The organism is Paralteromonas sediminis, from assembly GCF_003820355.1.
GTDB lineage: Bacteria > Pseudomonadota > Gammaproteobacteria > Enterobacterales > Alteromonadaceae > Alteromonas_F > Alteromonas_F sediminis.
This window is the reverse complement of the sequence record NZ_RPOK01000002.1, coordinates 145,152-171,053: the sequence shown is the minus strand read 5'-3', so window position 1 is coordinate 171,053 and position 25,902 is coordinate 145,152. Positions and strand designations below refer to the sequence as shown.

The 25,902-nt window shown below is 46.3% G+C and carries 17 protein-coding genes; 5 read left to right on the top strand and 12 right to left on the bottom strand.

Annotated features, from left to right (window positions below):
• Positions 1–65: 65 nt before the first annotated feature.
• On the bottom strand, positions 66–2,150 hold the full coding sequence (locus DRW07_RS05995) for a tetratricopeptide repeat protein (RefSeq protein WP_124026996.1): 2,085 nt from the start codon (positions 2,148–2,150) through the stop codon (positions 66–68).
• 198 nt (positions 2,151–2,348) lie between these two features.
• Between DRW07_RS05995 and DRW07_RS05990 the strand changes: the two genes are divergently transcribed.
• The 4 genes from DRW07_RS05990 to DRW07_RS05975 all read left to right on the top strand — a co-directional run bounded on the left by DRW07_RS05990 (position 2,349) and on the right by DRW07_RS05975 (position 10,956).
• On the top strand, positions 2,349–3,059 hold the full coding sequence (locus tag DRW07_RS05990; protein ID WP_124026995.1) for a DUF6445 family protein: 711 nt from the start codon (positions 2,349–2,351) through the stop codon (positions 3,057–3,059).
• A 171-nt stretch (positions 3,060–3,230) separates the two neighbouring features.
• Entirely contained in the window at positions 3,231–6,347 is a 3,117-nt protein-coding gene (locus DRW07_RS05985) for a glycoside hydrolase family 16 protein (RefSeq protein ID WP_124026994.1), read from the top strand.
• Positions 6,348–6,589: 242 nt separating this feature from the next.
• The gene (locus DRW07_RS05980; protein WP_124026993.1) at positions 6,590–10,060 is read left to right on the top strand and encodes a hypothetical protein; all 3,471 of its coding nucleotides are present in this window, start codon (positions 6,590–6,592) and stop codon (positions 10,058–10,060) included.
• 11 nt (positions 10,061–10,071) lie between these two features.
• Entirely contained in the window at positions 10,072–10,956 is an 885-nt protein-coding gene (locus DRW07_RS05975; protein ID WP_205665371.1) for a glycoside hydrolase family 17 protein, read from the top strand.
• 8 nt (positions 10,957–10,964) lie between these two features.
• On the opposite strand, the gene DRW07_RS05970 is transcribed toward DRW07_RS05975, so the two are convergent.
• The 7 genes from DRW07_RS05970 to moaB are packed head-to-tail and all read right to left on the bottom strand — an operon-like array spanning position 10,965 to position 15,129.
• Entirely contained in the window at positions 10,965–11,993 is a 1,029-nt protein-coding gene (locus tag DRW07_RS05970; RefSeq protein ID WP_124026992.1) for an ATP-binding cassette domain-containing protein, read from the bottom strand.
• Complete coding sequence (gene modB / locus DRW07_RS05965) at positions 11,978–12,661, bottom strand: molybdate ABC transporter permease subunit (RefSeq protein WP_124026991.1); 684 nt, start codon at positions 12,659–12,661, stop codon at positions 11,978–11,980. Before modB ends, DRW07_RS05970 begins: the two co-directional genes overlap by 16 nt.
• Positions 12,658–13,443 carry a molybdate ABC transporter substrate-binding protein gene (gene modA, locus DRW07_RS05960; protein ID WP_124026990.1) on the bottom strand — a complete coding sequence of 262 codons (786 nt, stop codon included), beginning with the start codon at positions 13,441–13,443 and terminating at the stop codon, positions 12,658–12,660. The genes modB and modA overlap by 4 nt, the downstream gene beginning before the upstream one ends.
• Positions 13,440–13,910, bottom strand: a complete 471-nt coding sequence (locus DRW07_RS05955) for a molybdenum cofactor biosynthesis protein MoaE (RefSeq protein ID WP_124026989.1) — start codon at positions 13,908–13,910, stop codon at positions 13,440–13,442. The genes modA and DRW07_RS05955 overlap by 4 nt, the downstream gene beginning before the upstream one ends.
• Positions 13,910–14,161, bottom strand: a complete 252-nt coding sequence (gene moaD, locus DRW07_RS05950; RefSeq protein WP_124026988.1) for a molybdopterin converting factor subunit 1 — start codon at positions 14,159–14,161, stop codon at positions 13,910–13,912. The genes DRW07_RS05955 and moaD overlap by 1 nt, the downstream gene beginning before the upstream one ends.
• Positions 14,154–14,612, bottom strand: coding sequence for a cyclic pyranopterin monophosphate synthase MoaC (gene moaC / locus DRW07_RS05945; RefSeq protein WP_124026987.1), 459 nt, complete (start codon positions 14,610–14,612; stop codon positions 14,154–14,156). Before moaC ends, moaD begins: the two co-directional genes overlap by 8 nt.
• A gap of 10 nt (positions 14,613–14,622) precedes the next feature.
• Positions 14,623–15,129, bottom strand: a complete 507-nt coding sequence (moaB, locus tag DRW07_RS05940; protein ID WP_124026986.1) for a molybdenum cofactor biosynthesis protein B — start codon at positions 15,127–15,129, stop codon at positions 14,623–14,625.
• 98 nt (positions 15,130–15,227) lie between these two features.
• On the opposite strand from moaB, the gene DRW07_RS05935 reads away from it, so the two are divergent.
• Entirely contained in the window at positions 15,228–16,355 is a 1,128-nt protein-coding gene (locus tag DRW07_RS05935) for a M14 family metallopeptidase (protein ID WP_124026985.1), read from the top strand.
• On the opposite strand, the gene DRW07_RS05930 is transcribed toward DRW07_RS05935, so the two are convergent.
• From DRW07_RS05930 to recC, 4 genes are all read right to left on the bottom strand, one after another.
• On the bottom strand, positions 16,352–17,119 hold the full coding sequence (locus DRW07_RS05930; RefSeq protein WP_124026984.1) for a substrate-binding periplasmic protein: 768 nt from the start codon (positions 17,117–17,119) through the stop codon (positions 16,352–16,354). The genes DRW07_RS05935 and DRW07_RS05930 overlap by 4 nt on opposite strands.
• Before the next feature lie 82 nt (positions 17,120–17,201).
• Positions 17,202–18,956, bottom strand: coding sequence for an exodeoxyribonuclease V subunit alpha (gene recD, locus DRW07_RS05925; protein ID WP_124026983.1), 1,755 nt, complete (start codon positions 18,954–18,956; stop codon positions 17,202–17,204).
• Positions 18,953–22,498: an exodeoxyribonuclease V subunit beta gene (recB, locus tag DRW07_RS05920; protein WP_124026982.1), complete on the bottom strand. Its 3,546-nt coding sequence runs from the start codon at positions 22,496–22,498 to the stop codon at positions 18,953–18,955. The genes recD and recB overlap by 4 nt, the downstream gene beginning before the upstream one ends.
• Entirely contained in the window at positions 22,495–25,782 is a 3,288-nt protein-coding gene (gene recC, locus DRW07_RS05915) for an exodeoxyribonuclease V subunit gamma (RefSeq protein WP_124026981.1), read from the bottom strand. The genes recB and recC overlap by 4 nt, the downstream gene beginning before the upstream one ends.
• Between the last annotated feature and the right edge of the window lie 120 nt (positions 25,783–25,902).

Here is a 25,902-nt window from a genome sequence, read left to right as displayed (position 1 = left end):
CGGTGAGTGGGTTTTGCATTGCGGTAAAGCGGAAGGAAACCAGAATGCACTGTGGCGAGCCCTATCTAAGAGGTTTGCAGCGCTTGCCAATGCTTTGCTTCTTCGCTTTCACCTGCCAGCGTCATTATTTGTGCCATTCGCCGATATAGCAAAGGAAATTCTTTATCTCGGCCTGCTTCTATCAATGCTGAGGCATAGTCTTTTACAGCGTCAACCGTTTGCCGTAAATCGTCATTTTGATTGTTATCTCGGGCATACTTGACCAAAAGACCATAAGCCCTAATGTTCGCCCCTATTTGTTCTGGATATTGGCGCACAACATCCTGTAAATAGGATTTACCCTTAAAATAATCGTTTAACTTCATATAGTTAAGCCCTAACCAACCGAGTGCTTGCACTTCTTTTTCAACACTGTTTCGCGTGTAATGCAAAGACCGTTGTAAATGTGCGTTTGCTTGAGAAAACTTGCCTTCTGCCGACAGGTATTCGGCCATTTTAATGTAACTTTCGTGGTTATGGGGATAAAGCCTGATAACCTCTGAAAGATGGAAATAATGCTGCTCTTTGTTGCGTAAAAACCGGTGTAATTCCGCTAGTTCATAGTGAATTTTCCAGTCTGCTAATCCTTTATCCACAATACTTTGGCGTCGTTCTACTACCTCTGCAGGACGGCCCACTTGCTTTTCTAGTGTCTCTTTTCGCGCCTCGGTGTGCGCTTTCAGTTCAATGTGATTACTTTGTTCAGTAAACGGCGCTTTCTGTATCATATTCAGCATACGTTCCATCACCTGATTTGTTTCATGGTTTGGGAACCCTATCAAAGCTGCAGTCTGATGCTTGGCAAGGCGCTTATACTGTTCAGACGGCGCAATATCAGACATGATCGCCTGCGTAAACTCACGCGCTAGGTAGTAGTTGCCGGCAAAGTCAAAATGTACATGTTCGTGAAGTAAGTCAAGGCCCGGTGCATAGGGTGCACTGGCGGCATTGAATACGTCCACATTGTCCACATATGTCAGTTGCTCGCCAGCTTTCTCAATAGCGACTCGCTGGATAATATTATTAATAACGTGATTCGTCCTAAATCGCTTGGTATCGTAATGTAGCGCCAACTCAAAATGCTGCTTTGCGGCTTCAAATTTATTCAGGTTTTCCAACGCAGTAGCCAACCTAAAATGACTATCTGCATATTCATCGTCTATTTCTAGCATTGCTGCATAGGCCGTTACAGCAGCTTGCCAGTTTTCATTGATAAAGGCTTCTTCCGCTTTACTGTTCATGGCATGCCATTGTGTCAACTCAGATTCCGTTAGCGTGCTTTTGTGGCGAGATCCAAATGGGGCAGAGTGACGCGTATTTACCGGTACAGAAGAGAGAATAACGTGCATCCCTTTTTGCTGTAGCAGAGTAATAATATCCTTTAGATTACTCTCATAATGCGAATATACCTGCGTCAACCTGGGATCGTCATGAGGCACACTAAAACCAGAGAACATCTGCATGCCCTGCCATTCAAGATCGCCCTCACCCGACGACACTTGTGCCTGTTCCACAAACATCGCTATGACCTGCCAAATACGCGTCCTTTTTAATGCTTGTAGAGTCCTGATTAATGTCAGGCTAGACAGAAAGTTTTGGCTGAATGTACTTGGTCCGTAAGGCCCAACCACTTCGTTGTTACCCATCAAAATTACCGCATAGTCGGCGGAGTTGGCAGGCAATGTTCTGGCTACTTCATAAACTACATGTGAATTGACAGAGGTCATTGCCGTATTGATGATCTCGATATTTTTATTGGGTAACGCCGTTTTTAGATGGGCACTCAAATGGCGGTCCATTCCATGATTTACATGAGGAAAGCCTTGTGCAGCAGAACCACCTAACACAAAAACACGCACTAGATCCTGGTCTTGGTTTACTGACAAGGTATTGTTCAGTGGAGCCACACCAAGAGACGAAGGATAAAATTGATTGGCAAAAGATTTATTGTCTTGAAGGTATTTTTCACCATCAATATCAATCTCGTTAAAGTAGGTATAGTGGGTGCCGACACCAGCTAATCTCAAGCCGCCCTCAAGCGCCAATAAACAGAACGCCGGTATGACGACTAATGCAATGAAAGAAAACAGCAATTTCTTTGCAGGAGACATGAATAAACTCCAGAGTAAATTAGTGTAAAAGCGCGGTGCGATCGTCGAAATGACCTTATTTTTAACTTAGTCCAAGCCGTTACATTGAGTCAATGACTATTGCTCTAAAACAAAGACCGACAAAATGAAAGGGTCCTGACGCTGAGAAAAAAATCAGGTAGTCTGAAAAATACGTCGTTATGTTGGGGAAGACTGACCATGTCGTTCAAAATAAATCGAGCTGCCAAACCTTATTTTAGTTATGTCGGCAAAGAAAAGTCGCCCGTATTTATTCTTGATAATTTCCTAGAAAATCTGGTACCCAGCCTGCTACAGAACATTGAACAAGTAGAATTTGAAACATCACCAACTTACTACCCCGGTATCCGAGCAAAACTTCCTGAACAATACGTATTAGCGGTTGCCACCGCTATGCTGCCTGTAATAACAAAGATTTATCAAATACCACAAGACTATCAAGTCGCGTTTTTCGACAGCTATTACTCCCTCGTTACACTTGAGCCGCAAGAATTGTCTGTCGAACAACAATTCCCACATTTTGATGGTACAGACCAATATCGGCTGGCCCTACTGCATTACTTGAATCCAAATGGACACGGTGGAACAGCCTTTTACCGCCATGACGCCACACACATAGAACGTGTCGATGAGTCAAACGTCAATCGATATTTGTCGTCGATCAGCGAGTTTGTGAATGGTCATAGCGCGTTCAGTCAGGGATATGTTGATGGTTCACATTCCGAGTTTACCAAGATCGGTGAAATACCTTATGCACAGAATCGGTTGGCTATTTATCCGGGTAATCTGTTGCATTCTGGTGTCATTCACCCTAAAACCGATATCGATGCCAATCCCGCAACAGGTAGATTAACCGCCAACATTTTTCTCAATTTTACACCACCTGAATAGCTTAAAAAATTCTACGTCGACGCTGCCCAGTCCGCTTCACCCCAGACTAGTCCCACCTGACCGCAAATAGGAGAATCAGGTATTAACAATTAAATTACATCCTCATATATTGCATGATTAACAAAATGTTTACTTTTTGTTGCACGCATAAAATCGGAAACGAGGACAAAAATGACTAACCGTAGACGAACACTCACACACGCGTTACTGATTGCGTCCACAGGGCTGTTTTTAACAGCTTGTGGAGGGGGCGATACAGTCGGTGACACCAAGGAATCTCCTGTAACTGCACCATTCTACCCGGAACCTACTGAAGAGTGGGAACTTGTGTGGAGCGATGAGTTTGACGGCGACGCACTTAACACCAGTAACTGGGGCTATGATCTCGGAGACGGTTCTGACAGGGGACTAGAGCGCTGGGGTAACAATGAACAGCAGTGGTATACTGACCAGAATACTTCTGTGTCCGATGGCACCCTGAAAATTACCGCTCGCGCAGAGTCCGTACAAGATGGCTTCCCGTACACCTCGTCCAGAATCACTACGGCTGGCAAGCTCGACTTTAAATACGGTCGTGTTGAGGCTTCGCTTAAGACAACCTCAGGGCAAGGCCTTTGGGGTGCATTCTGGATGCTGTCTAGCAATTCACCTTATGGTTCTGACGGCTGGGCAGCCACCGGTGAAATCGACATTATGGAGGCGGCTAATCCCGGTGTTGCTGAAACAGAATTCCTAGGCTCAACCCTGTTTCACGGTTTCCCTTGGCCTTTGCAGCAGTCTATTTCCGAGAGACTGCCTGCTGAGATTGATGCAACAGAATTCAATGAATACGCGGTTGAATGGGAACAAAATGAAATTCGGTTCTTTGTGAACGACATTCATTTTAAAACCATTACATCAGATAGCTATTATTCATATTTCTATAATGACGCTAAAGAAACCTATGAACTCGCTGAAGATGGCGCCCCATTTGATACCGAGTTCTATTTGATCCTCAACTTGGCTGTGGGTGGAAATCTCACTGGAAACCTAGTTGAAGATTCATCTTTACCCGGTGAACTGGAAGTGGATTATGTTCGCGTTTACCGCTGTTCATACGATACACCAGACGGTAAAGGGTGTAACTCAAACGTCAATCCAGACTTAGAGACGCCAGATCCATTACGCCCGGTCACTGAATCTTTTGATATTTACATTGATGAACCCGCTACATACAGCTGGACAATTGTCGGTGAACTATTTGAACGTCCTCTTGCGCTTAACTCTTTCTGGAATAATGATGGCGCGCTCTCTTTTGCAGAAGTGCCGTTTGATGGCCGCGGAAATGTCATTGAAGTAGTCACCTCCAACAGCGGTAACATCTCAATCAATCCGGTAGTAGAACCTATCGAATTATTTGGCATGGGTAACAATCCTAACTTTGCTGAGTTGCACGCGGGCGAGCTTCGTTTTGATATTTATGTAAGAAGTGCAGAAGCGGACAGTGAGTTCCTCGTTAAGATGGACAGTGGCTATCCTGCTCTTGGCCAGGTGAGTTTGGATGCTGACAGCTTCGCTGCTAATACGTGGACAACGGTAAGCGTGAAGGTCAATGACCTAATAGCTTTCCGTGGCGAAGGCTTTAGCCCACTGGATACCAGCTCAATTCAAAGCATGTTCGTCTTCGAACCCACGGGTGCAGCAGATGTGTTAATTGACAATATCACCTTGTCATGCGGTAGCCCTGGAGGGTGTGGTATTTCAGCCCCTGTTCCACCTGCGCCTCCCATCGAAGGTCCATTTGCACTTGAAGGTGTATGGGCAGTAGCGCCAGAAGCTGGCTCTTTGGGTGTCGGTCCTGCGAAGGGAGATATCACCTGGTTTGCCATTGATGATCAAGGCGTATCAGACCGCTCATGCTTCTATGATGATACTTACGTATTCAACGAAGATGGTACATTCCAAAATGTACTTGGCGATGATACCTGGCTTGAAGAGTGGCAAGGTGGAAACCCAGAAAACTGTGGTACACCTGTCTCGCCTCATGACGGCATGACTACAGGTTCGTGGAGCTATGATGCTGATGCTGGAACTTTGCTGATTGATGGATTTGGATCATATGTAGGAATACCAAAAGCCGTAAACGCAGGCGAATTACCAGCAGTGCCAACTCCACCCAATGTGACCTATCAAATTGAAGAGGTTGGCAACGACCGAATGATTGTGACTATTGAGGCTGGCACAGGTGTATGGTGGCAGTTTGTCATGCAAAAACTGGAAAGCTTTGGAAACCCAGGTCCTGCACCTGAACGTACATTCGCAGGAACGTGGCAAGTAGAACCAGTAGCTGGGTCGTTAGGAGTAGGTCCTGCACAAGGCGACATCAGTTGGTGGTCAATCGATGATGCAGGTGTAACAACACGGGCTTGCTTCTATGATGATAAGTACGTATTTGACCGTGACGGTACGTTCGATAACGTCCTCGGCGATGATACCTGGCTGGAAGCATGGCAGGGTGTAACGGGTGAAGAGTGTGGTGCGCCAGTTGCTCCTCATGACGGCGCCGGCGATTATACCTGGACATACACCGAAGACACTGAAGATACTGGTACTCTCTTCATCGACGGGCTGGGTGGCTACATGGGTATACCAAAAGCCGTCAATGCGGGTGAATTGCCTGGTGTATCTGTACCACCGAACGTGACTTATGATGTCATGTGGGAAGATGACAACACTGTGGTAATCGATATTGAAGCTGGTCCTGGTGTGTGGTGGCGCTACAGAATGATCAAAACCGTCCAACCAGAGCCACTTCCTGAGGCGCCACCTATCGTAGGTACATGGCGGGTTGCCCCTGAGGCCAACTCACTAGGTGTAGGTCCGGCAATGGGCGACATAAGCTGGTGGGCGATTGATGACGCAGGCGTTACCACCAGAGCTTGCTTCTATGACGACGACTATGTCTTTATGGAAGACGGCACCTTTGACAACGTGCTTGGCGATGATACTTGGCTTGAAGCTTGGCAGGGAGTAACCGGTGAAGAGTGCGGCACCCCTGTCGCTCCCCATGATGGCGCGGGTGAATATACTTGGGAATTGGACATGGACAATGGCATGCTGACCATCAATGGTGTAGGTGGATACGTTGGCATTCCCAAGGCTGTTAATGATGGTGAGCTGGGCAATGGCGGTACAGTCACAGCAACCACCGTTTATATGGTTGAGTTTTCCGATGACAATTCACGCATGACCGTAGACATTGAATCTGGTGCTGGCGTGTGGTGGCGCTTCATCATGGAGAAACAGTAATACGACTAAGTTGGCGATCAGAGTATTTTGGTCGCTTCTCAGTCGCCTAAAAACCAAAAGCCCTTTACCTTTGTAAAGGGCTTTTTTTTTAGATTTCAAAAGACAAAAACAGTGATATTTCGCTTAAGAAGATGACTGCGCATTTAATCGCAAGAAGAGTCCGACTTGGCGAGTTTAATTTGCTTTACACGACCGTATCACTAGGTTTATCGATCAATATAATTATTACATGCGCATGACTTATGACAGACAGCTTACACATTAAAACGTCAGGCACTTTTACCAGCATCAATGGTGAGTCATTTTATAAAATTGAACACGTTGATCAGATGCCTCCTTTTTTCATTAGTCTGATATCTGATCAAGACCACTGGCTGTTTGCTGCCTCAAATGGTGGCGTTACCATGGGACGAGTATCGCCTGACACTGCCGTCTTTCCTTATATAACGGTAGACAAAATTTACGAGAGCACGCCGCACTCTGGCCCCAAAACGCTCATCCGAAAGCATGGACATAACGGCCAGTCTCAGCTTTGGCAACCTTTCAACCCAGAACACAGTAGTGAATACGCGTGTTCGCAACACTTGTATAAAAGTGCACTGGGCAACGTATTGCGATTTGAAGAAATCAATCACGACCTAGGGTTAACCTTTGCCTACACGTGGCGATTTTCAGAACAATTTGGACTCTGCCGAATTTGTGAACTTGTCAATAATAATGAAGACGACGTCCAACTAGAATTTTTGGACGGCTTACAAAATGTACTGCCCGCTGGCACGCCAAGATTCACGCAAACGCAATCAAGTAACTTAGTGGATGCCTATAAATGGACAGAAATGGATCCGCACAACAAGTTAGCCTTGTACACCCTATATTCTGCGATAACAGACCGAGCAGAACCGGTGGAAGCGCTAAGAGCGACTACCATTTTTTGTACTGGTATACCCGACGCCACAGTGAGTCTAGACAGTCAAGCTGTCACGCTGTTTAAATCCGGCGCAACAATAAACGCGATGACGAGCTCCCGAGGAGTGAGAGGCGCCTACTTGGTAAATCACTCCGTCACACTTGCAGCCGGTGAACAGCAAAGCTGGACATTGGTCGTTGATGTGGAACAGGACCAAGCGGACATCGTCAGTTTACAGCAAGCGTTAGCCTCACCAGATACAGTGCAAAAAGACCTGGATGCGTCCTACGAGAAAGGTAGCGACAACCTTGCCAGAATAATGGCAGCATCTGATGGCTTTCAGACTACTGGCGAGCCTGAAGTCGCACTTCACCATTATGCAAATACACTGTTTAATGTGTTGCGCGGTGGCATATTCGCCGATCAATACAGTATCACTAAGTCTGATATCATCAAAACCATCAAGCACTTTAACAAATACGTGTTTGAAGCTAATAAAGTGCGTTTAAATAGCCTGCCAGATGTGTTTGACTTATCTCGTTTAGACGCGGTCGCAAAAGAGAGTGGCGACCCCCAGTTACAACGTCTATTGAGTGAATACCTTCCCATTACATTTGGCCGGCGTCATGGCGACCCTAGCCGTCCGTGGAATCAATTTGCCATAGAGCTAAAAGATGAATTGGGCGCCCCTTTGTTGTCTTACCAAGGAAACTGGCGAGATATTTTTCAGAACTGGGAAGCCTTGGCATTAAGCTACCCTGCTTTTATTGACGCAGTTATCGCCAAGTTCGTCAATGCATCAACCATTGATGGCTACAACCCCTACCGCATTACCAAGCAAGGTATTGATTGGGAGGTAGAAGAACCCGATGATCCATGGAGTTACATTGGCTATTGGGGTGATCACCAGATTATCTATCTGCTCAAATTACTAGAGCTATCTGACAAATTTTGGCCTGGTCAACTTAGTGAGCTCTTGAATGCTGAGCGTTATTGTTATGCCAATGTGCCTTATCGCATTAAAGACTACGAGCAGATTGTAAAAAATCCAAAAGATACCGTGCTATTTGACGAACAGTTGGCGCACCTGATAGACCAGCGTGTTGCTGATATGGGGGCCGACGGAAAGCTTATTTTAAATAGCAATAACGCTGTGTACCAAGTGAACTTGTTTGAAAAGCTGTTAGTGCCTTTACTGACCAAACTCAGTAACTTGGTTATTGATGGCGGAATCTGGCTAAATACACAGCGTCCCGAGTGGAATGATGCAAACAATGCCCTGGTTGGCCAAGGGTTGTCTATGGTCACGCTTTATTATACCAATCGTTATCTCGACTTTATGATTAAGCTATTGGAACGAGAGCATGAGCAAGGTAACACCCACTATCAGCTTACTCAGCAAGTTGCTACTTGGTTGCAAGAAACCACCGATATACTGGCAGATGCCGCAACGCAATTGACAGATAAAAGGGTCTCCAGCGAATTGCAACACAGTGTTTTGCAACGTTTAGGTCAGTCAGCCAGTAAATTCAGACAATCTGTTTACAGCGCATCACCTCAGTTAACCAAAGTAAGTACTGATATTTCTGCCGCGATAGCGTTGTGCAAACAAGCAACAACACTCATCCAGCACAGTATCGAATACAATTTGGAAAAAGACGGCTTATACCATGCCTATAACACACTCACTGTTGATGACAATTCGCTCAATGTGAAGCACTTGTACCCCATGCTTGAAGGCCAAGTAGCAGCATTGAGTTCTGGCGCGTTGAGTGCCGAGCAGGCATTACCAGTACTACAGAGCCTGTTTTCCAGTGACATGTATAGAGACGATCAAAAAACCTTTATGCTCTATCCTGATCGGAAACAAGCCTCCTTCTTAAGTAAGAACTGTATTCCAAGCGACAGAGTACAATCAATTGATTTGATCACGACGATGCTTAAAGCAGGTGATACACGACTTATTAAACAGGATGCAAAAGGTCACTATCGCTTCAACAGTGACATTGCTAATGCTGGCGTACTCGCTGAAAAATATGCCAGTATTGCAGAGGATTATCCTAGTCTGGCCAACGCAGAAACACTTGCTGAGTTGCAAGAAATATTTGAATCAGTATTTAATCACAACGCCTTTACCGGTCGCTCGGGTGGCATGTTTGGCTTCGAGGGTTTGGGTTGTATTTACTGGCATATGGTCTCAAAACTGCTGCTGGCAGCCCAAGAATGCGTGATAGACAGTATGCAGAACCGTTGTATGGATGATGTTACACAAGCATTAGGTGATTACTATTACCGCATTCGAGAAGGCATTGGCTTTAATAAAACACCTGAAGAGTACGGTGCATTCCCAACCGACCCCTATTCGCATACTCCAAAACATGCAGGTGCCCAACAGCCCGGTATGACTGGACAGGTAAAAGAAGAGTTGTTAACTCGTCTGAATGAGCTGGGCTGTTTTGTTGAAGAAGGTGCTGTGACATTCAATCCGTTTTTACTTAGACAGCAGGAATTCGTAACATCACAAACCGATTTTGAATACCTTGATGTTAACGGAGACTGGCAAAAGCTCACTTTAGAACCCGGTAGTTTAGCCTTTACCTGGTGTCAGGTACCTATCATCTACCGACTGCATGAAGGCAGTTCAGGGTTGACCGCTCAAGTTGACACTGTTGATCGCGGTACTATCAATGCGGAGCATGGAAAACTTGACGTAGAAACGAGTAAAGCCCTGTTTTTACGCAACAATACTATAAAGAAAATTACGGTTTCAGTGCCAACAGCACACTTATTTAAGCAGAGTGCGTAGGAGTTAACTTCATGTCTCGTATGAACCCATATAAAAAGCGACGCGGCCATGTTTTTGCGGGTACAGATAACCCGCGAGAGCGCATTAAAGAAATCATGCAGCAAAAGCTGCACGGTTTATGTTTTAGCCCTTATCTAGAAGGACAAGGCCCTGGTTCAGCACTTACCGATGAACAAATAAGCAGTCGTTTGGCAGTGATCTCAAATCACTGCCGCTGGGTTCGGACCTTCTCCTGTACACAGGGTAATGAACGAATCCCTGCCCTTGCCAAAGACCAAGGGCTCAAAACACTAGTAGGAGTGTGGCTTGATGAAGACCTTGAAAACAATGACATTGAGATTGAAAAAGGCATCGAGCTAGCCAAACGCGGAGATGTCAATCTGCTGGCCGTTGGCAACGAAGTGTTATTGAGAGAAGAGTTAACGCCAGAACAACTCATTGACTACATCCAACGCGTTAAAAAAGCCGTACCACATATCCCCGTTGGCTACGTTGACGCTTACTATCTGTTTGAAGATTTTCCACAGGTCGCTGACGTCTGCGACGTATTATTTGCCAACTGTTACCCGTTCTGGGAAGGTTACTCTATCGAGCATGCGCATATCTACATGCGAGATATGTACTACCGGGCGAAAGCGATTGCAGGTGAACGGCCCGTGATCATCAGTGAAACAGGTTGGCCAAACAAAGGCTCTCTGGAAGGCCAAGCACAACCCTCTGAAGAATTTGCCATGCGGTATTTTATTCAGGCTTGTGAGTGGACCGAACAAAACAACATTGATTTATTTTATTTTTCGGCCTTTGACGAAGCTTGGAAAGTGGATGCAGAAGGCGATGTGGGTGCTTATTGGGGGCTATGGGACAAGGACGGTGAAACCAAATTTTGGGATGAGTAATGGGGTTGTTACACCACACCGAATCGTGCAGTGATTGACTCCCCCACAACAAAAGGTTTACGTTCAAAAGCGAGCTTATTAACCGCAGCGAGTAATGCGGTCTCGCCTACTTTGATACCAACAAGTTTATTGCCATCTTGCGTACCAGTGATACTCACAACCTCGCCAATTAAGGCATTAAGCAAAGACGGATGCACGCCATCAGAGCGGTCTGTAATAATCTGTTGGGGGTGGAGAATAAATGTGCCATGCCCACGATGAGTGATAGCCGACTTAACCTGGATGGTTACCCCTTCTACCTCCAAAGCCACAGCATTGCTTTCGGAATTTACTTCTAGCAGTTTTCCTCTGATCACCGAGACCTGCTCGTCAGGCGCAGCACCGTGAAAGTGCCGCTGTAGAACCTGATCACTCGAACCAAAATCAACCGCTTCAAATCCATCAAACTTAATTAAACCATCACAATAAGCTGACAAATCCTCCAGCTGATGAGAAACCATAATTATGTTTACGTCGTGTTTATTCTGCCACGCACGCAAATATTGCTGTAGCTGAATTCTAGTGTCCCAATCCAATGCACTAAAAGGTTCATCGAGTAGTAACACCGACGGACCATAGGAAAGCGCACGGGCAAGACCTGCCCGTTGTGTCTCACCGCCCGAGAGCTGGTGAGGCCTTTTGTTTAGGAGATGGCTTATCTGACAACCTTCACTGATATCAGAAACTGCGCTCAATCTGCGTAAAGGACGAGCCGCAACCATATGCAATTGCTCGCCAATAGTCATGTGCGGGAAAAGTGCAGGACGTTGAAAAACGAGGCTCAATAAAGGACTCGTTGTTGCAGGGCTGATTGTGTGACCATCCCAATTAAGTTGACCTGTTGAAGAAGGAAGTAGTCCAGCAATGGCGGATAGCAAGGTGCTCTTTCCCGCGCCCGACACGCCAAATATACCGACAGTGGCTACCTTTTCTTTAAACTGGACAGCGACCCGGCCCAACATGGCAGTGTCGCGCACAATTGTTAAGTCCAATTCCATGCTACACGCCTCTTACGTCCGCTGGAATACAACAGCATCAACATGAAAAATGAAAAGCCGGTTAGTACCGCCGCCAGTTGGTGAGCCTGAGTAAAATTGAGCGATTCCACGTGCTCGAATAATGCAATGGACACGACACGAGTTTCACCCGGGATACTGCCGCCAATCATTAATACCACACCAAATTCGCCTAATGTATGGGCGAAACTCAACCCCAAAGAGACCAGAATTGCAGGCAAACAAGCGGGTAAAATCACTCGTCGCCATAAAGTAGACTTTGAAATGTGAAGTACTTTGGCCTCTGCCAGCAACTGATGATTAAACTGACTAAATCCTGAGTACAGGGGCTGCACAGCAAAAGGCAGTGAATATACCATTGAGCCAAGCACCAGACCGGTAAAAGAAAAAGTGAGCGGACTACCAAACCATGACTGCCACATAGCGCCGAAAGGGTGGTTAGGCGAAAAGGCCACCAACAAATAAAACCCAAGTACAGTAGGAGGCATAACCAAAGGCAATGCTATGAATGCAAGAACTATGGGTTTCATACGATTATGCCAGTGTGCCAACCACCATGAAAATGGCAGCGCAAAGGCCAGCAAAAGTAGACTGCTAACAGCCGCTAGTAACGCAGTCAGCTGGACTGCTTGCCAGTCTTCAGCTGTCATATTCCCTCCCCCTGTACTGGAAAATAACCCAGTGTACTTAGCGTTTCTTGCATTGGCGCACTTAATAAAATGGCCAGTAGCTTTTCAGCGAGTTCTGTTTGACCGCTTATATTAACAACGGCTTGCTGTGCCAGTGCGGTATACGCAGATCGAGGAACCTCTGCCGCCATGTCGCGGTAAATAGGTTGAGCTACCACCAATGAGGCAGATACGATGGCCTGATCAACCGCTCCAGTTGTAAAAAACTGCATGGCTTGCATCACGTTGTTGCCTTTAACCAGTTGCACTTGTTGATGGCTTGTGTGTCGGTCAATGACCTCTATTGCTGCAACGCCATAAGGCGCCGTTTTGGGGTTTGCAACTGCAATTTTAATGGGGTTGCCACTGAGCGTTTGAACCGGTTTCGCCAAATCCTCAAAACGCAGATTACTTCTGTATTTGTCTAAAAGCACTAACTTGCCAATGGCATAAGTAACGGGTTTAGCGGTAGTCAGACCTTGCTGATACAGCCATTCAGGTTTGTCTTTATCTGCAGACAGAAACAAGTCATAGGGGGCACCATGGGCAAACTGAACAGCAAGCGCACCACTTGCGCCAACCGTAAACGAAAGCGAACATTCACAGGCATTTTCAAGGGATGGGGCCATGGCTTTTATAGGTCCATAAAAATTAGCTGACACTGCAATTCTTACTTTGGGCACATCGTCGGTTTGAGCATAAACCAAACTCACAAAGCCATTCAAAAACAAAACAATTAACATGACGACAAACTTACTGGTCATTCATCCTCAACACTTGTTTGCCAGCGTTCAAAGGCTTTCACGTCAGCGGCTTTGCTGTCTACCCAGGTTGCATGTTGCCCCGACCATTCCCGCTTCCACAAGGGTACAGACTGCTTGAGTGCATCCATCGCATACATAGCAGCATTAAAAGCGGCCTCTCGATGCGCACTTGCAGTGCCCACCCAAACAATAGGCTCATGGTTTAGCACCTTGCCAACACGATGGACAATGGCAACCCCGTCACAATTGAACTTTTTTTGTGTCGACGCGGCTAGGGCCAGTAAGGCCTTTTCGGTCATTCCAGGATAGTGCTCAAGTTCAATTCCCTCTATTGCACCATGTTTATTATAGTCTCTGACTGAGCCTGTAAAACACACACAGGCACCGGCACCTTTTGTTTGCTCAAATAACTGCGCCTGTAACTGACCAATATTGAGTGGCTCAAATTGAATGGTTGCGACGACCATTACCCCCCCGTAACCGGCGGGAAGAACGCAATTTCATCGCCATCAGCCACCTTGGTATCGGCCTTTACAATAGTTTGGTTTCGCGCCATAACAATCGTGCCTGCTAACGCGTTCTTAAATGATTCATTTTGCTCACTCAATACCTGACGAATACTGTCCAACGTTGCATTGTCTTCAATAGATAGCGGCACTTCTTCTACGCCGGCCAGCTCTCTCACTTGTGCAAAAAACTTAACGGTTACCCTAGCCATCACCGCGTCCTCCCGTTTTTTCCAGCAAGGTCACTCCCTCAAAATGCATACTTTTATCCAAAGCTTTACACATATCATAAATAGTCAGTAGCGCCACATTTACGCCTGTTAATGCCTCCATTTCAACGCCTGTCTGTCCTTTCAATTTGCATTCACAGGTGACGACAATGGCTGAGTCCTCAAAACGAAACTGAATATCCACTTTACTCAGCGCCAGCGGATGGCATAAAGGGATCAGGTCACTGCATTTTTTAGCCCCTTGAATGCCTGCAATACGTGCAACAGCCAATACATCGCCCTTCTTTAAATTCTGCTCTTTTACCGCTCTGAGCGTGTCAACATGCATGTGAATACGTCCAGTTGCTACCGCTCTGCGAGCAGTAACGGCTTTGTCAGAAACATCGACCATGGCAGCCTTGCCCTGCTCATCGAGATGTGAAAAACCCTGCATAGTTGCGCCTTTATTTCAGAAGATGATGAACAAAATTACACGGTTTATTACGCGCATCCAGTTGATCGCGGATTATTTTTTCCCAACCAGTTCGGCACGCCCCCGTAGAGCCAGGTAAACAAAAAATCACGGTCTGATTGGCGTAACCGGCAATAGCACGTGACTGAATGGTAGATGTGCCAATTTCATGAAAACTGATGTGCCGAAACAACTCCCCGAAACCGTCTATAGTCTTATCAAACAATACCGTTAAGGCCTCTGGCGTTGAATCTCTGCCACTAAACCCTGTTCCACCTGTGACAAGCACGACTTGTATCTCTGAATCAGCAATCCATTGCGAAACAATTGCACGCAGCTGGTACACATCGTCTTTTACTATATCTCTTGCCACCACGTTGTGACCTTGGGCGCTAGTCGCTTCTACCAAATAGCCCCCTGAAGTATCTGTTTCTAGGTCTCTTGTGTCTGAAACCGTAAGTACGGCAATATTTAATGAAGTTTGAGATTCTGTAGTCATGAAGAGAAATTTATTCCCGTGATGCAATCCAGTAAATGACCTGATACTCTACTCGCAGTTAACCCAGCCTTCAATAACTTGCGCCCTATACTTGGCAAATGAAAAAACAACTGTCGAAATCGCATATCCCTGTCGCCCAGAACGCCTCTGGCAGAAACCTGAATGTACCCGTTTATAAAATCACTGATGGGTTACCAGGCCCTAGTGTCTATATCCAGAGCTCCATTCACGGCGCAGAAGTTCAAGGTAACATCGTCATTTACCACTTGCTCCAAGCATTACAAAACACAACGATTTACGGCGAGATAACGCTTGTTCCAAACTGCAACCCAGTCGGCACAAACATTAAGGCTGGAGAATACACGCTGGGACGGTTCGATCCTGTCAATGGTACCAATTGGAATAGGGGCTACCATTACGACCATGATGCCGTTCTGGCATTTGCTGAAACCGTTACGCCTGAAGAGTCCGTCACCTCTATCAAGGCTCGTTTTCGTCACATGCTAACCTCTGCACTGAATGACAAACGGCGTGCCCCCTGGGGACTTGGTTTGGCTAATCAGCTCAATCTCACGTTACAACAGCTTGCTGTAGGCGCGGATATTGTGCTGGATTTGCATAATGGTCCGGTATCAACCCGACATATTTATATTCCTGAATATGCCAAACAGGCCGCCCGGCAATTTTCAATTCCACATTGCATTTTTATTCCAAACAAATTTGCCGGCGCATTGGATGAAGCTTGTTTTTGTCCTTGGTGGACATTGCAAAGCGCACTTGAGAAACGCTTTTCCCGGCCTGTTTCCTTTGATGTTGAGGCCTTTACTCTGGAAATGGGTAGTCAGGAGGTGATCAGCTTTAGCGAAGGAGAAGAAGATGCAAAAGGCATTATGGCGTATTTATCTGCCAAGGGAGTACTCGATAAAAACGCGTTTTTCCCTATGACAATTAAACGTTATGGCGTAGCGTTAGAAAACTACAAAACCCTGTTCACCGACTTTGGTGGCATGGTTGAATACTGTGCCAAACCAGGACGAGCGATGAAGAAAGGCAAGGTTTTGGCCCGCGTGCTCAATATTGATGACTTGGACAATCAAAATGCAATTCACACCATTACGGCGCCATGTGATCTCATCCCTATTTTACATTTCCCATCTGCATCTGTGCTTAGCGGGACACAATTATACAAGTGTTTCACTAATTATTACGCGATTGAAGCGAGTTAGTCTTCGTACTTTAAGTTGTATTTGGCAACCAGTTTTTTCCACCGCGCTTGATATTCAGGCGAACGCATAAGCGCAACAATTTTGGTGTGCAGCTTTTGACGTTTGTTTGGCAACATAACATAGCGCGAATATTCTTCATGGGGGACGCGAGACAGGTAAAGGACTTCGTATTCTGAGGGTTTTAGCGACCGCATGTAGTTCAATGTTGAGCGACTGATAATTCCGATATCTGCACGACCTTTTACCACCATATCCAGCACTTCCTTTTCGCCAATGGTGTCAAACCGTTTGATCGGCCCATAGGCCTTGGCTTTTTCAACTTTGCCATAGTAAAAGCCTCTTACACCAGCCAGCGAATGCCGCAATAGTGATTTTGGGTCGACATAATCAAACTTGCTTGATTTCAGTGAGATAAACTCATCCCTGTCTTTAATTAGCGGATCAGACCAGAGGTACTTTTTTTTGTCCGCGTCTTTAAACCACAAAGGATTCGCGCCAAGCACTATTCCATCAAATCCGCCATCAGACAGCAGTCGATTAAGTCTCTTTCGAGGAATGAAAAGCGTGAAGAATTCAACATCACTGAGTTCACTGAGTAATCGGGAATAGTCATAGCAAAGCCCGCTCTCTTGCAGGGGATCAATGATAAATGGCGGCTTTAAATGATAAGCGTACGCACTGACAACGGGTTTTTCCTCTGCAAAAGCCACAGAGCCTGTTCCAACTATGAATACACATAGCCATATGATCAGGCGATTAAACACGGTATGACCTCCTTTTTAAAGGGTGATGTCATCGTCACCCAACCATCCAAAGCGTAGTCTATGCCAACAATGATAGCGAACTTTATCTACCTGCCAGTGTAAAAATTTGTTTGGCCAAACCAGACATCCTACTGTGCTTTTGCAGTATTGCCATTTCAAGACTCTCGACACTGGAACTTATGCACAGTGCCTTTTTGGCGCGAGTCACTGCCGTGTAGATTAGCGCACGATCAATAAGCTGCCTGGTCTGCGGCGTAAAATCAGATACAGGTGGAAGTACCAATGTTGGATGGTCAAATTCTGAGCCTTGCGATTTATGCACTGTCATTGCGAAGGCCGTTATGTTTGCTGGTAGTCTGGCAACATGATGCGATACAAGATCACCATGTGGGCCTTCAAACCACGCCATTAAATTACCAGTGTCGTCGGGCCACACTACGCCCACATCGCCATTGAACAAAGATGCACTGTAGTGATTTTGCGTAATCATAATTAACTTTCCAGCATATACCCGCTCAGGCAAGACCTGTTTGTATTTGCGACTCAGTGCCATTTCTATCTGCTGGTTCAATGATTCGACGCCCCACTGTCCTCTTCGCATTGGCGTAAGCCATCGCGCAGACCTCGCCCTCTCTAACGCCTCCTTTGGCGAATCGCTTTGAAACAGTGCTGAAAAATCAGCAATGGCTTTTTGAGTAAAAATATTCGGGTCCTGCGACATATCAACCCGCGTTATGCCATTGTCTGCATCCAATAAGGCGCGTATTTGACTGTTTTGCCCATACAATACAGCATCAGCAAATTCACCCAGTGCGCCGCCAAACCGATAACTTTTATTGAGTGTTACCACGTCATAAGGTGCTTCAGGGTGGCTTGCTGCATCGACCAATTCTTTTAGTACATTACCGGACTCAACAGAAGGCAACTGATTAGCATCACCCAGCATAATCAACACACATCTATCCGGCAATGCCCTAAATAATCTGGCCATAAGACTGAGATCTATCATCGAAGCTTCATCAACAAGCAGCACATCGCAGTGCAGTTTATTGTGCTCATTAAATTTAGGCTCGACACGATCCATTCTGACGCCCAACAAGCGGTGCAAGGTCTGTGCACCATGACCACTTTGTGATTGCAGGGCTTCGGTGAGTCTCTGGGCCGCTTTGCCCGTTGGGGCGGCGAGCAGTATCTTGAGTGACGACTTTTCTTTTTGCTGGTACAGCTCCCTTAAAGCAGCCAGGATCTTCGCCGCTGTATACGTTTTTCCCGTACCCGGACCACCATTAACAATCAATAAGTTAGCTCGCAGTGCCTTTGATACAGCCTGTTGTTGCTTATCTTGAGGTGAATCAGTGAAGGCGGCACCATCAAACCACGAAGCCCAATGCTGCGCCATAAAAGCATTGATATCATCCTCGTCTTGGTCTGGGCTTGATACAGACGCACGTCGACTAACGGCGGCTGCTATGTCACGCTCAAAAGCCATATATCTTCCTGAATAGAAACAGCCATGCTCTAGTCCAAAACATGCTGACGGCATATGTTCTAAGCATTGTGCAATGCAATCAACTAGTTGCGCTTCGTCAGGCAGTCTAAGCCCCGTCACCATTTCTTTATTGGCAACGTCAGCAAGTATAAGACAGCTGTGCCCAGCTCTTTGAGCAAGATTCAGGACCAATACCAATTTATACCAAAGAGTGGCAACATTGGCGTCAAAGCCATCGGGCAAACAATGGGTAAAATGCGCTGCCGCATACCTGTCTATATCTTGGCACTCTGTATTGATAGCCTTATCGATAAAATGGCCTTTTGTCAGGGCATCAAGCCATTTCACGACATCACCTCAGCGTCAAAGATTGCATCTAGTTGCTGCAACAGAACACAATCAACGGGTAGATGAATAACCCCCTCTCCCGCTTGATTATCAGGGTGCATACCTCGCAAATAGAAATACACAACACCACCAAAATGCGTTGAGGCGTCATAATTTGGTAGACTCCTCATTAAATACCTGTGTAGCGCAAGTGCATAAATAGCGGCCTGAAGGTCGTACTGATGCTGCTGCATATCTTGTCGTAGTGCTGCTGACAAATAGTCTTCGAGACGCGTACCCAAAAACGTTGATTTGTAGTCAGCCACGTAATACCGGCCCTCATGTTCAAAAATCAGGTCAATAAATCCATGCATCATGCCAGACAATTGAGTTTGTACTTGCGCAGGTTCGGGCTGACGCAGGCTAAAACGCTGTAACCAGCTAATCAAGTCTGATACATCCAGATTTTGCAGCGGGAAATAAAATTCTGCCTCTCGCAACGTCTTTTGCCTTGGTATTTCCCTTAATCTAAGTGTCTGATCGTTTAAAGTAAAAGGCGCATCTAATATTTGGTTCAGCCATATTAAAACGTCTTCCACGCTTGGGACTTGACACAAACTCAGGATGGCCGCTTTGGCCTGCTCAGAAAATACGTCACTAACAAAGTCATGTTGCTCGAATATGTCGTGCAGCACATTGCCAGGTGCAGCGCCTTTCGGAAACCGAAAACGAGCCTGAATAACCTCATCGTCTCCCTCTATGTCTTCAGCTATGACTCTACTTTGTTCGTCTGCCCTTGCTCTGCGCCAAGTCCACTGACCATGACTCAAAGCGGAATAGGACAATAACCGCCAGTTGTCTGCTTGGTAATTAAATGCTGAGGGAGGACACATAGGGGCTTGTACTTGATCAGAGGCTCGCTTTCTGCGAGTGATAGCAGGAAGCGGCTTAAAATGTCGCAAAGCGACGTAATTATGCTCACATTGAAACCTGCGGAGTGCCTCTGGCCAGGCTTTGCTATCGACTGCAAATGCTTTGCCTAGTGTTGATTGCTCTGCACCAGAAAAGTCCGAGCACAGTAAATAGCACCTATGAGCGGCGCGGGTAACGGCAACATAAAGCAAACGTGCCGCCTCGGCTTCAGCTTCTCGCTTTATTTTATTGAGTGCCTGGTGACTATCGCCCACTTGCAGCACCAATTGAGAGATGTCAGGGTCATAATACTGACAAACAATCGATTTGCTATTTCCTGATCGCGTAGCATCGCGATAATCGTTGGCGAAAGGTACAAATACAACGGGATATTCAAGCCCTTTGGATTTGTGCTGGGTAATAATTTGGATAGCGTCGCGGTCTGACTCAAGCCGTTCAACGGCCGATTCATCGTTCATTGGCGGGCTTTCCATTTGCTCACTGAACCAATCAATCAATGCCTGAGGCTCAAACAAGTGCATAAGACTACTCTGTGCCTGCAACAGTTCGGCAAGGTGCTGGTAATTAGATAAAACCCGTTCAGTTTGTACTTTAGGCAATTGCAAATGTTTGTCGATAAGACGTTGCAACATTGCCAGAATACCATCACGTAACCAGACTGCCTTAAGCGATTCAACTAGACTGATCACACGATGCCAAGTCTGATCATCGTCTTCAATGAATAAGCGGTTAAGTGTTTCACTATTGAGACCCAGCAAAGGACTCACTAATGCTGCTTTTAGCCTCGCAGGATCCTGGAAGGTATTAATGCCTATTAACAGGCGCAAACAATCCTGTGCCTGACGGGTAAGATAAATACTCTGCTGGTTGCTCATGTATACACTGGCAATGCCCGCCGTATCCAGCGTATCTTTGACCAGCTTAGCATCTGCCCCCGTTCTCACCAATACCGCGATATCTCGGGTTTGCAATGGGTTTTCACCCAAGCGCACATCGTCCAGCAACCGGCCTATTTCTGTCGCCAGCCAGACAGATTGCTGCAGGCGCAGCGCTTCCTTGGACGGATTCTCCTCTTCCGTGTCACACCATATCAACTGAAGAGCGTCTGACACATCAGGGTCTTGCATAGGCGTTTTATTTGCTTTTGCCTCATTAGCATAATTGACTTCGTGATAGGTCATATCAAAGTCAAATGGTACCGAACAAAACAGACCGTTGTAAGCTTGAACCATTTGTGGCGTACTACGCCAGTTGGTATCCATAACCCAACATGCATCCGCTTCCTGAGCGGCCGCCAGATAAGTAAAAATATCCCCGCCTCTAAAACCGTAAATGGCTTGTTTTGGGTCACCTATCATAAGGAGCGCCGTATGCTCCGAAGTCACCTGCACGTTGGCCTTAGGATAAATGGCGGCAAGCAACGCATATTGCGCTCTGTCGGTATCCTGAAACTCATCAACCAGTGCAAGGGGAAACCGATGCTTTAACGTGTCTGCCAGTGAGCTGTTCTTCTCCACCGTATCAGCAAGGTGTGCAACTAAGTCATCAAACTCAACCCACCCTTGCTCATCCTTAACCTGTTTGAAACGAGAGGCGATCCACTTAATGCCTTGTGTGGCCAACTCGAACGCGGCCACCAGCTCTTCTCTTTTCGATGCAGACTTTTCGATATCAGCAATGACTTTCTTGACCTCATCACTGAAGGCCTTTATGGGTTTGACCGCAACTTTAAGCGACTCGTTGCCCCGATAACGGTTGCCATTCAATAGGTTTGATATCGTTTTTTCTGGTCTGCTTAATGCCGCTTCATTTAACCATGCGATCAAATACTGCCATTCGTCTTCGCGTTGTGCCTGCGTTTTCGCATCTTTATGATGAGTAAGACCTTCATGCAAAGTCTGATAGTGTTCTTCGATATAACCTTTAAGCTGCTCTCTACGTGGTAACAAAGCGTTACCTTCATCATAAAACGCAATCGCCTTATCATCGGCCAATTGCGTTAAGTCTAACGTTTTGATGTGCAGCGGAGACCTGATAGCTTTTTCAAATTTAGCCAAGAAACGTAACGGTGTGTGCCACTTGTTTTGTTCTAGCAAGCGCAAATTGTCAGTTTGCGCGCTTTGCGTTCGCAACCAGTCTGCCGTGCAGGCTAACAGCGTGTCCCGGGTATTGTTGTTTAGCGAGGTATTTAATGCGTTTCCCGTGTCATAGGCATAGGTTGAGAGCATTTGCTGACAAAAACCATGAATGGTGAAAATAGCGGCGTCGTCAATGAGTAATAGGTTACTTTTAATCCTAGCTCTCGCCTGCTCTGTGGGGAAATTTGCATACAGTTGTGCATAGACAGGATCATCTCCCGTTGAGGCTTCAGCCCCCTTCAAGCGGTGCTGCCAGTAAGACAATGCCTCCCTGAGGGTTTGTGCTACCCGTCCTCTAATCTCCTCCGTTGCCGCTTTGCTAAAGGTCATAACCAGGATTTGTTCTACCGTGAGCTTGTACTCAAGAATGGCACGCAAATATAAACGGGTGATGTTAAAGGTTTTACCGGTACCTGCACTGGCTTCTATTAATTGTCTACCCGTTAACGGCAGAGTAATCGGATCCAAAGTTTGCGTTTGCCGATGACTCACAACTTCACCTTTTTATCTGAGCACTGAGCAAATAAAGGGCCGTAAACGGCAATCAGGAGCGAGAGTACAGACTGATCAGGAATAGGTAGATTGTCAGTGTGTATTGCGGCGAAGAAAAGTTCACAATAGGGGCTCGATGATAAGCCCGGCCTCATTTCTGAACCCTGTATCGCCTCGTTAAATACCGCATGTAACTGACTGTTATCAAAACATTGCGTGTCGCTATCAAACACCTTATTTATTTTTTCAGCTACTCGAACATCTGCCAAAGTGGGATAAGATAAAAATTGCAACAGCAATTCATGTACTTTATGTAGAATGTGCTTGGCTTCAGTACTGGGTAACAATGGCAAAGTAACTTGTCTGACTTCGGGTTCCCCCGACCAGTCGACATAATAGGCCACGCTGGAAATAGGCGTTTCCTTGACAGCATTGAGAACAAGGTGGTTGAGCCAAAAATGAACCAATCTTTTGTCTGATTTACTACCAGACCACACCATTACATGTTCTGCACCATAAACATGGGATTGCATCATCAGCACTGACTCACCAAAAGGCACTTGGTAGGAGACATGCTCTCTAGGTGCCTCATGTGTCGCCATTGCTTGGGTTAGTAGTTCATAGCCACTTTCCCATTGTCGACTGATATGCGCTCCCACTTCGTTATCGGGTAAGTGCCCGTCCAGCAGCAACCGATCTTTTATTGCATCGAACCCGCTTTCCAATGCATCTCCAAAAGCGAAAAAACGATGCAACGCATTCTCTTCAAAGGGTTCAAATTCTTCCAATACTTGCCCTTCTATAAAACCGCTTATACCCAAGCGATATTGAGTAAAAAATGCTAAGGGATCAGCAAAACAGCGCGCAACCTGCTCCACAGTCCAATCTTCGACCTCATGTTCAGGAAGCAACGGCGTAAACTGTCTTTCAATAATGCTGTCAGGGTTTTGGAGCAGTTTTGCCAACCGAAACGCATCCTCATAAGTTGATAACCACAAGTGACCAAAATTGTCAGGACTATAACTGTGTAAAGGTGCCTGATGCACAGGTAGTTCAAGCGCATACTGTTCAGACAGGATGCCCAAAAACTGCGAGACAACGGAACTCGGCTGACGTTCACTGTTATCTCTTACGCTCAACCCTTGATAACTCAGGTATAAATACTGACGAGCAGACAATATTGCTTCTAGAAAGAGGTATTTGTCTTCTTTGGACCGCGATCTGTCTCCCTGACGCACACTATCACTGTGCATCAGATTCAGGCTAGAACGGGTCTCTTTGCGTGGAAAACTGTCATCATTAAGTCCTAAGATAGCCACTACCTTAAACGGAATACTACGCATGGGCATCATGGAGCAAAATGTAACCTTGCCGGTTAGAAAGTTGTTTTTCACCTCTGGGCGTGACAGCTTTTGCATCAGCAGCGCCTTTATTTCTGCCAAGCAAAAGACCTGTGAATTCTCCGCTTGCTCCGCGTGTAACAATAGCTGTGCAAGTGTTTGTGTAATCAGCGTCCAACTATATTCCTGCTCAGCAGTAATAGAAAACAAGCTGTCAGCAGACGATCTCAGCAACTCAACCCATTGGGGCATAGTATAATCCTGCCGAAATTGTGTAGCCATGCCGTGAAGCGTAACTAAGAATCGAATGAGTTTGCCAAGTACTAGGGTTTGCTGTCCTTCTACATTGGGCACTGATAGATACGGTTTGTTGTGGTACTCGTAAAAAAACGCCTGATCTGGCCCCATCAAGCCTGTTAACAATCGATGTAAACCCCATTCCCAGCTATTTTGCTCACTCAGTTGTGTGGTGTTTTCATCGACCATGCTGGCCTTATGTGTACCATTGAGCCCCCATCGGATTGACGCTGCTTGAATCCAGGTTTCGATTAATGCAACGTCATTCTCTTCCAACGCAAACTGCTTTGAAATGGCAGGCTGCTTTAAATAGGCCACCAGTTCCTTTGCAGAAAATCGAGAATCAGGGAGTGACAATAAGCTGACAAAAGCCGTTACCAAGGGGTCTGCATCCTGAACACTCCTGTCAGATAAGGAACAAGGTAAACGGCTGCCGTCTGATTCAGAAGGTCTTGAGAATACGCTATATACATAAGGTGCATAATGTTCAATTTCAGGACACAGCACAACAATGTCTCGCGCCTTAAGATCAGGATCACTGATCATCAATTTACGCAAGTGGTCGTGCAGTACCTGCACCTCGCGAAGCGCCGTGTAGCAGGACACTACATTGATAGAGTCATCTGGATCTTTTGCCCAGAGACTACCTGGCTCGTTCATAAAAATATCTTGTTGTATCTGTGCTAACAGGCACGATTGATTGCTAGGTTGTGGCGCATCAAATGCCCCTATTTCCAACGACTCAAGCTGCACAAGCCGGTTAAACAAGTCTTTTCCTTGTTGCCCGAGATTGGCCAATAGCGGGTTACCCTTGTCTTCATCTTCACCTGAGATAGTACGCAGCAGTGATTTAGCAATGGCCTTGTCACTTCGGACATTTCCCCAATACGCCTGACTGGGATTTAAATAAAAAAAGTGAATATCACAATGCTTTCCCAGTGCATCAAAAAATGCCATCAGTGATGGTGCCAGCGTGTTAACGGCGAAAAGGAAAATACGTTCGGGTAACCTAGCTTGCAGTGCATCGCTATCGGTGGAGCTTAATACCTCGACCGTCTTAGCCAATAACTGTGCAGGATGAGGACCACAAATATCAACTAGGTTTCGCCATACCTGCATTTGCCATGCACTGGTGTCTGTACCAATGGGATCCTCACCGGCTTCCCAACACGCTAGCCAGTCCGGCCTGAACAAACTGTACTGTTCAAAGGCGTCTGCAAGAGCAACGGCTAAATTAAGCCGGCGTACTGTTTGTTCATGGGAGGTATGCGCGTTTTGCCAATATGTGACGACAGGGGCAACCTCAGAACGGGTCAAAAACGCGTCTGACTGAAAGAGTGCCAAGATACGAAATTGTAGTACTTCTCTACGATACGGCGATTGTTCTGGAATGGCATCCTGACCTAACACAGACCTAGCAATCTCCCACACAAACCTTGATGTTAGTGGGAAGTTGACATTCATGCTAATGGCACCTGCCGGTGTTTGCTGTGCGCTGGCAAGTTGCATCTGCAGCCAGTGCTGCATACCGGGACTTTCAACCAAAATAACGTCAGCGTCAAAGACACCGGATGGCTGGGCGACCTGAACAGCGTGCATCAGCGCACTAAGATGTTCCAGTCGGTTAGAGGGGTAAATGGTTAACAAAATCCATACTTGGCAAAAAGACTATTCCTGCCTTGAGTGTAATGGATACTCACCTAGGGTTAAAGTAAAGAAAAGAACCCGTGTTAACAACAGGACACGTGTTGTTAACACGGGGAAGTT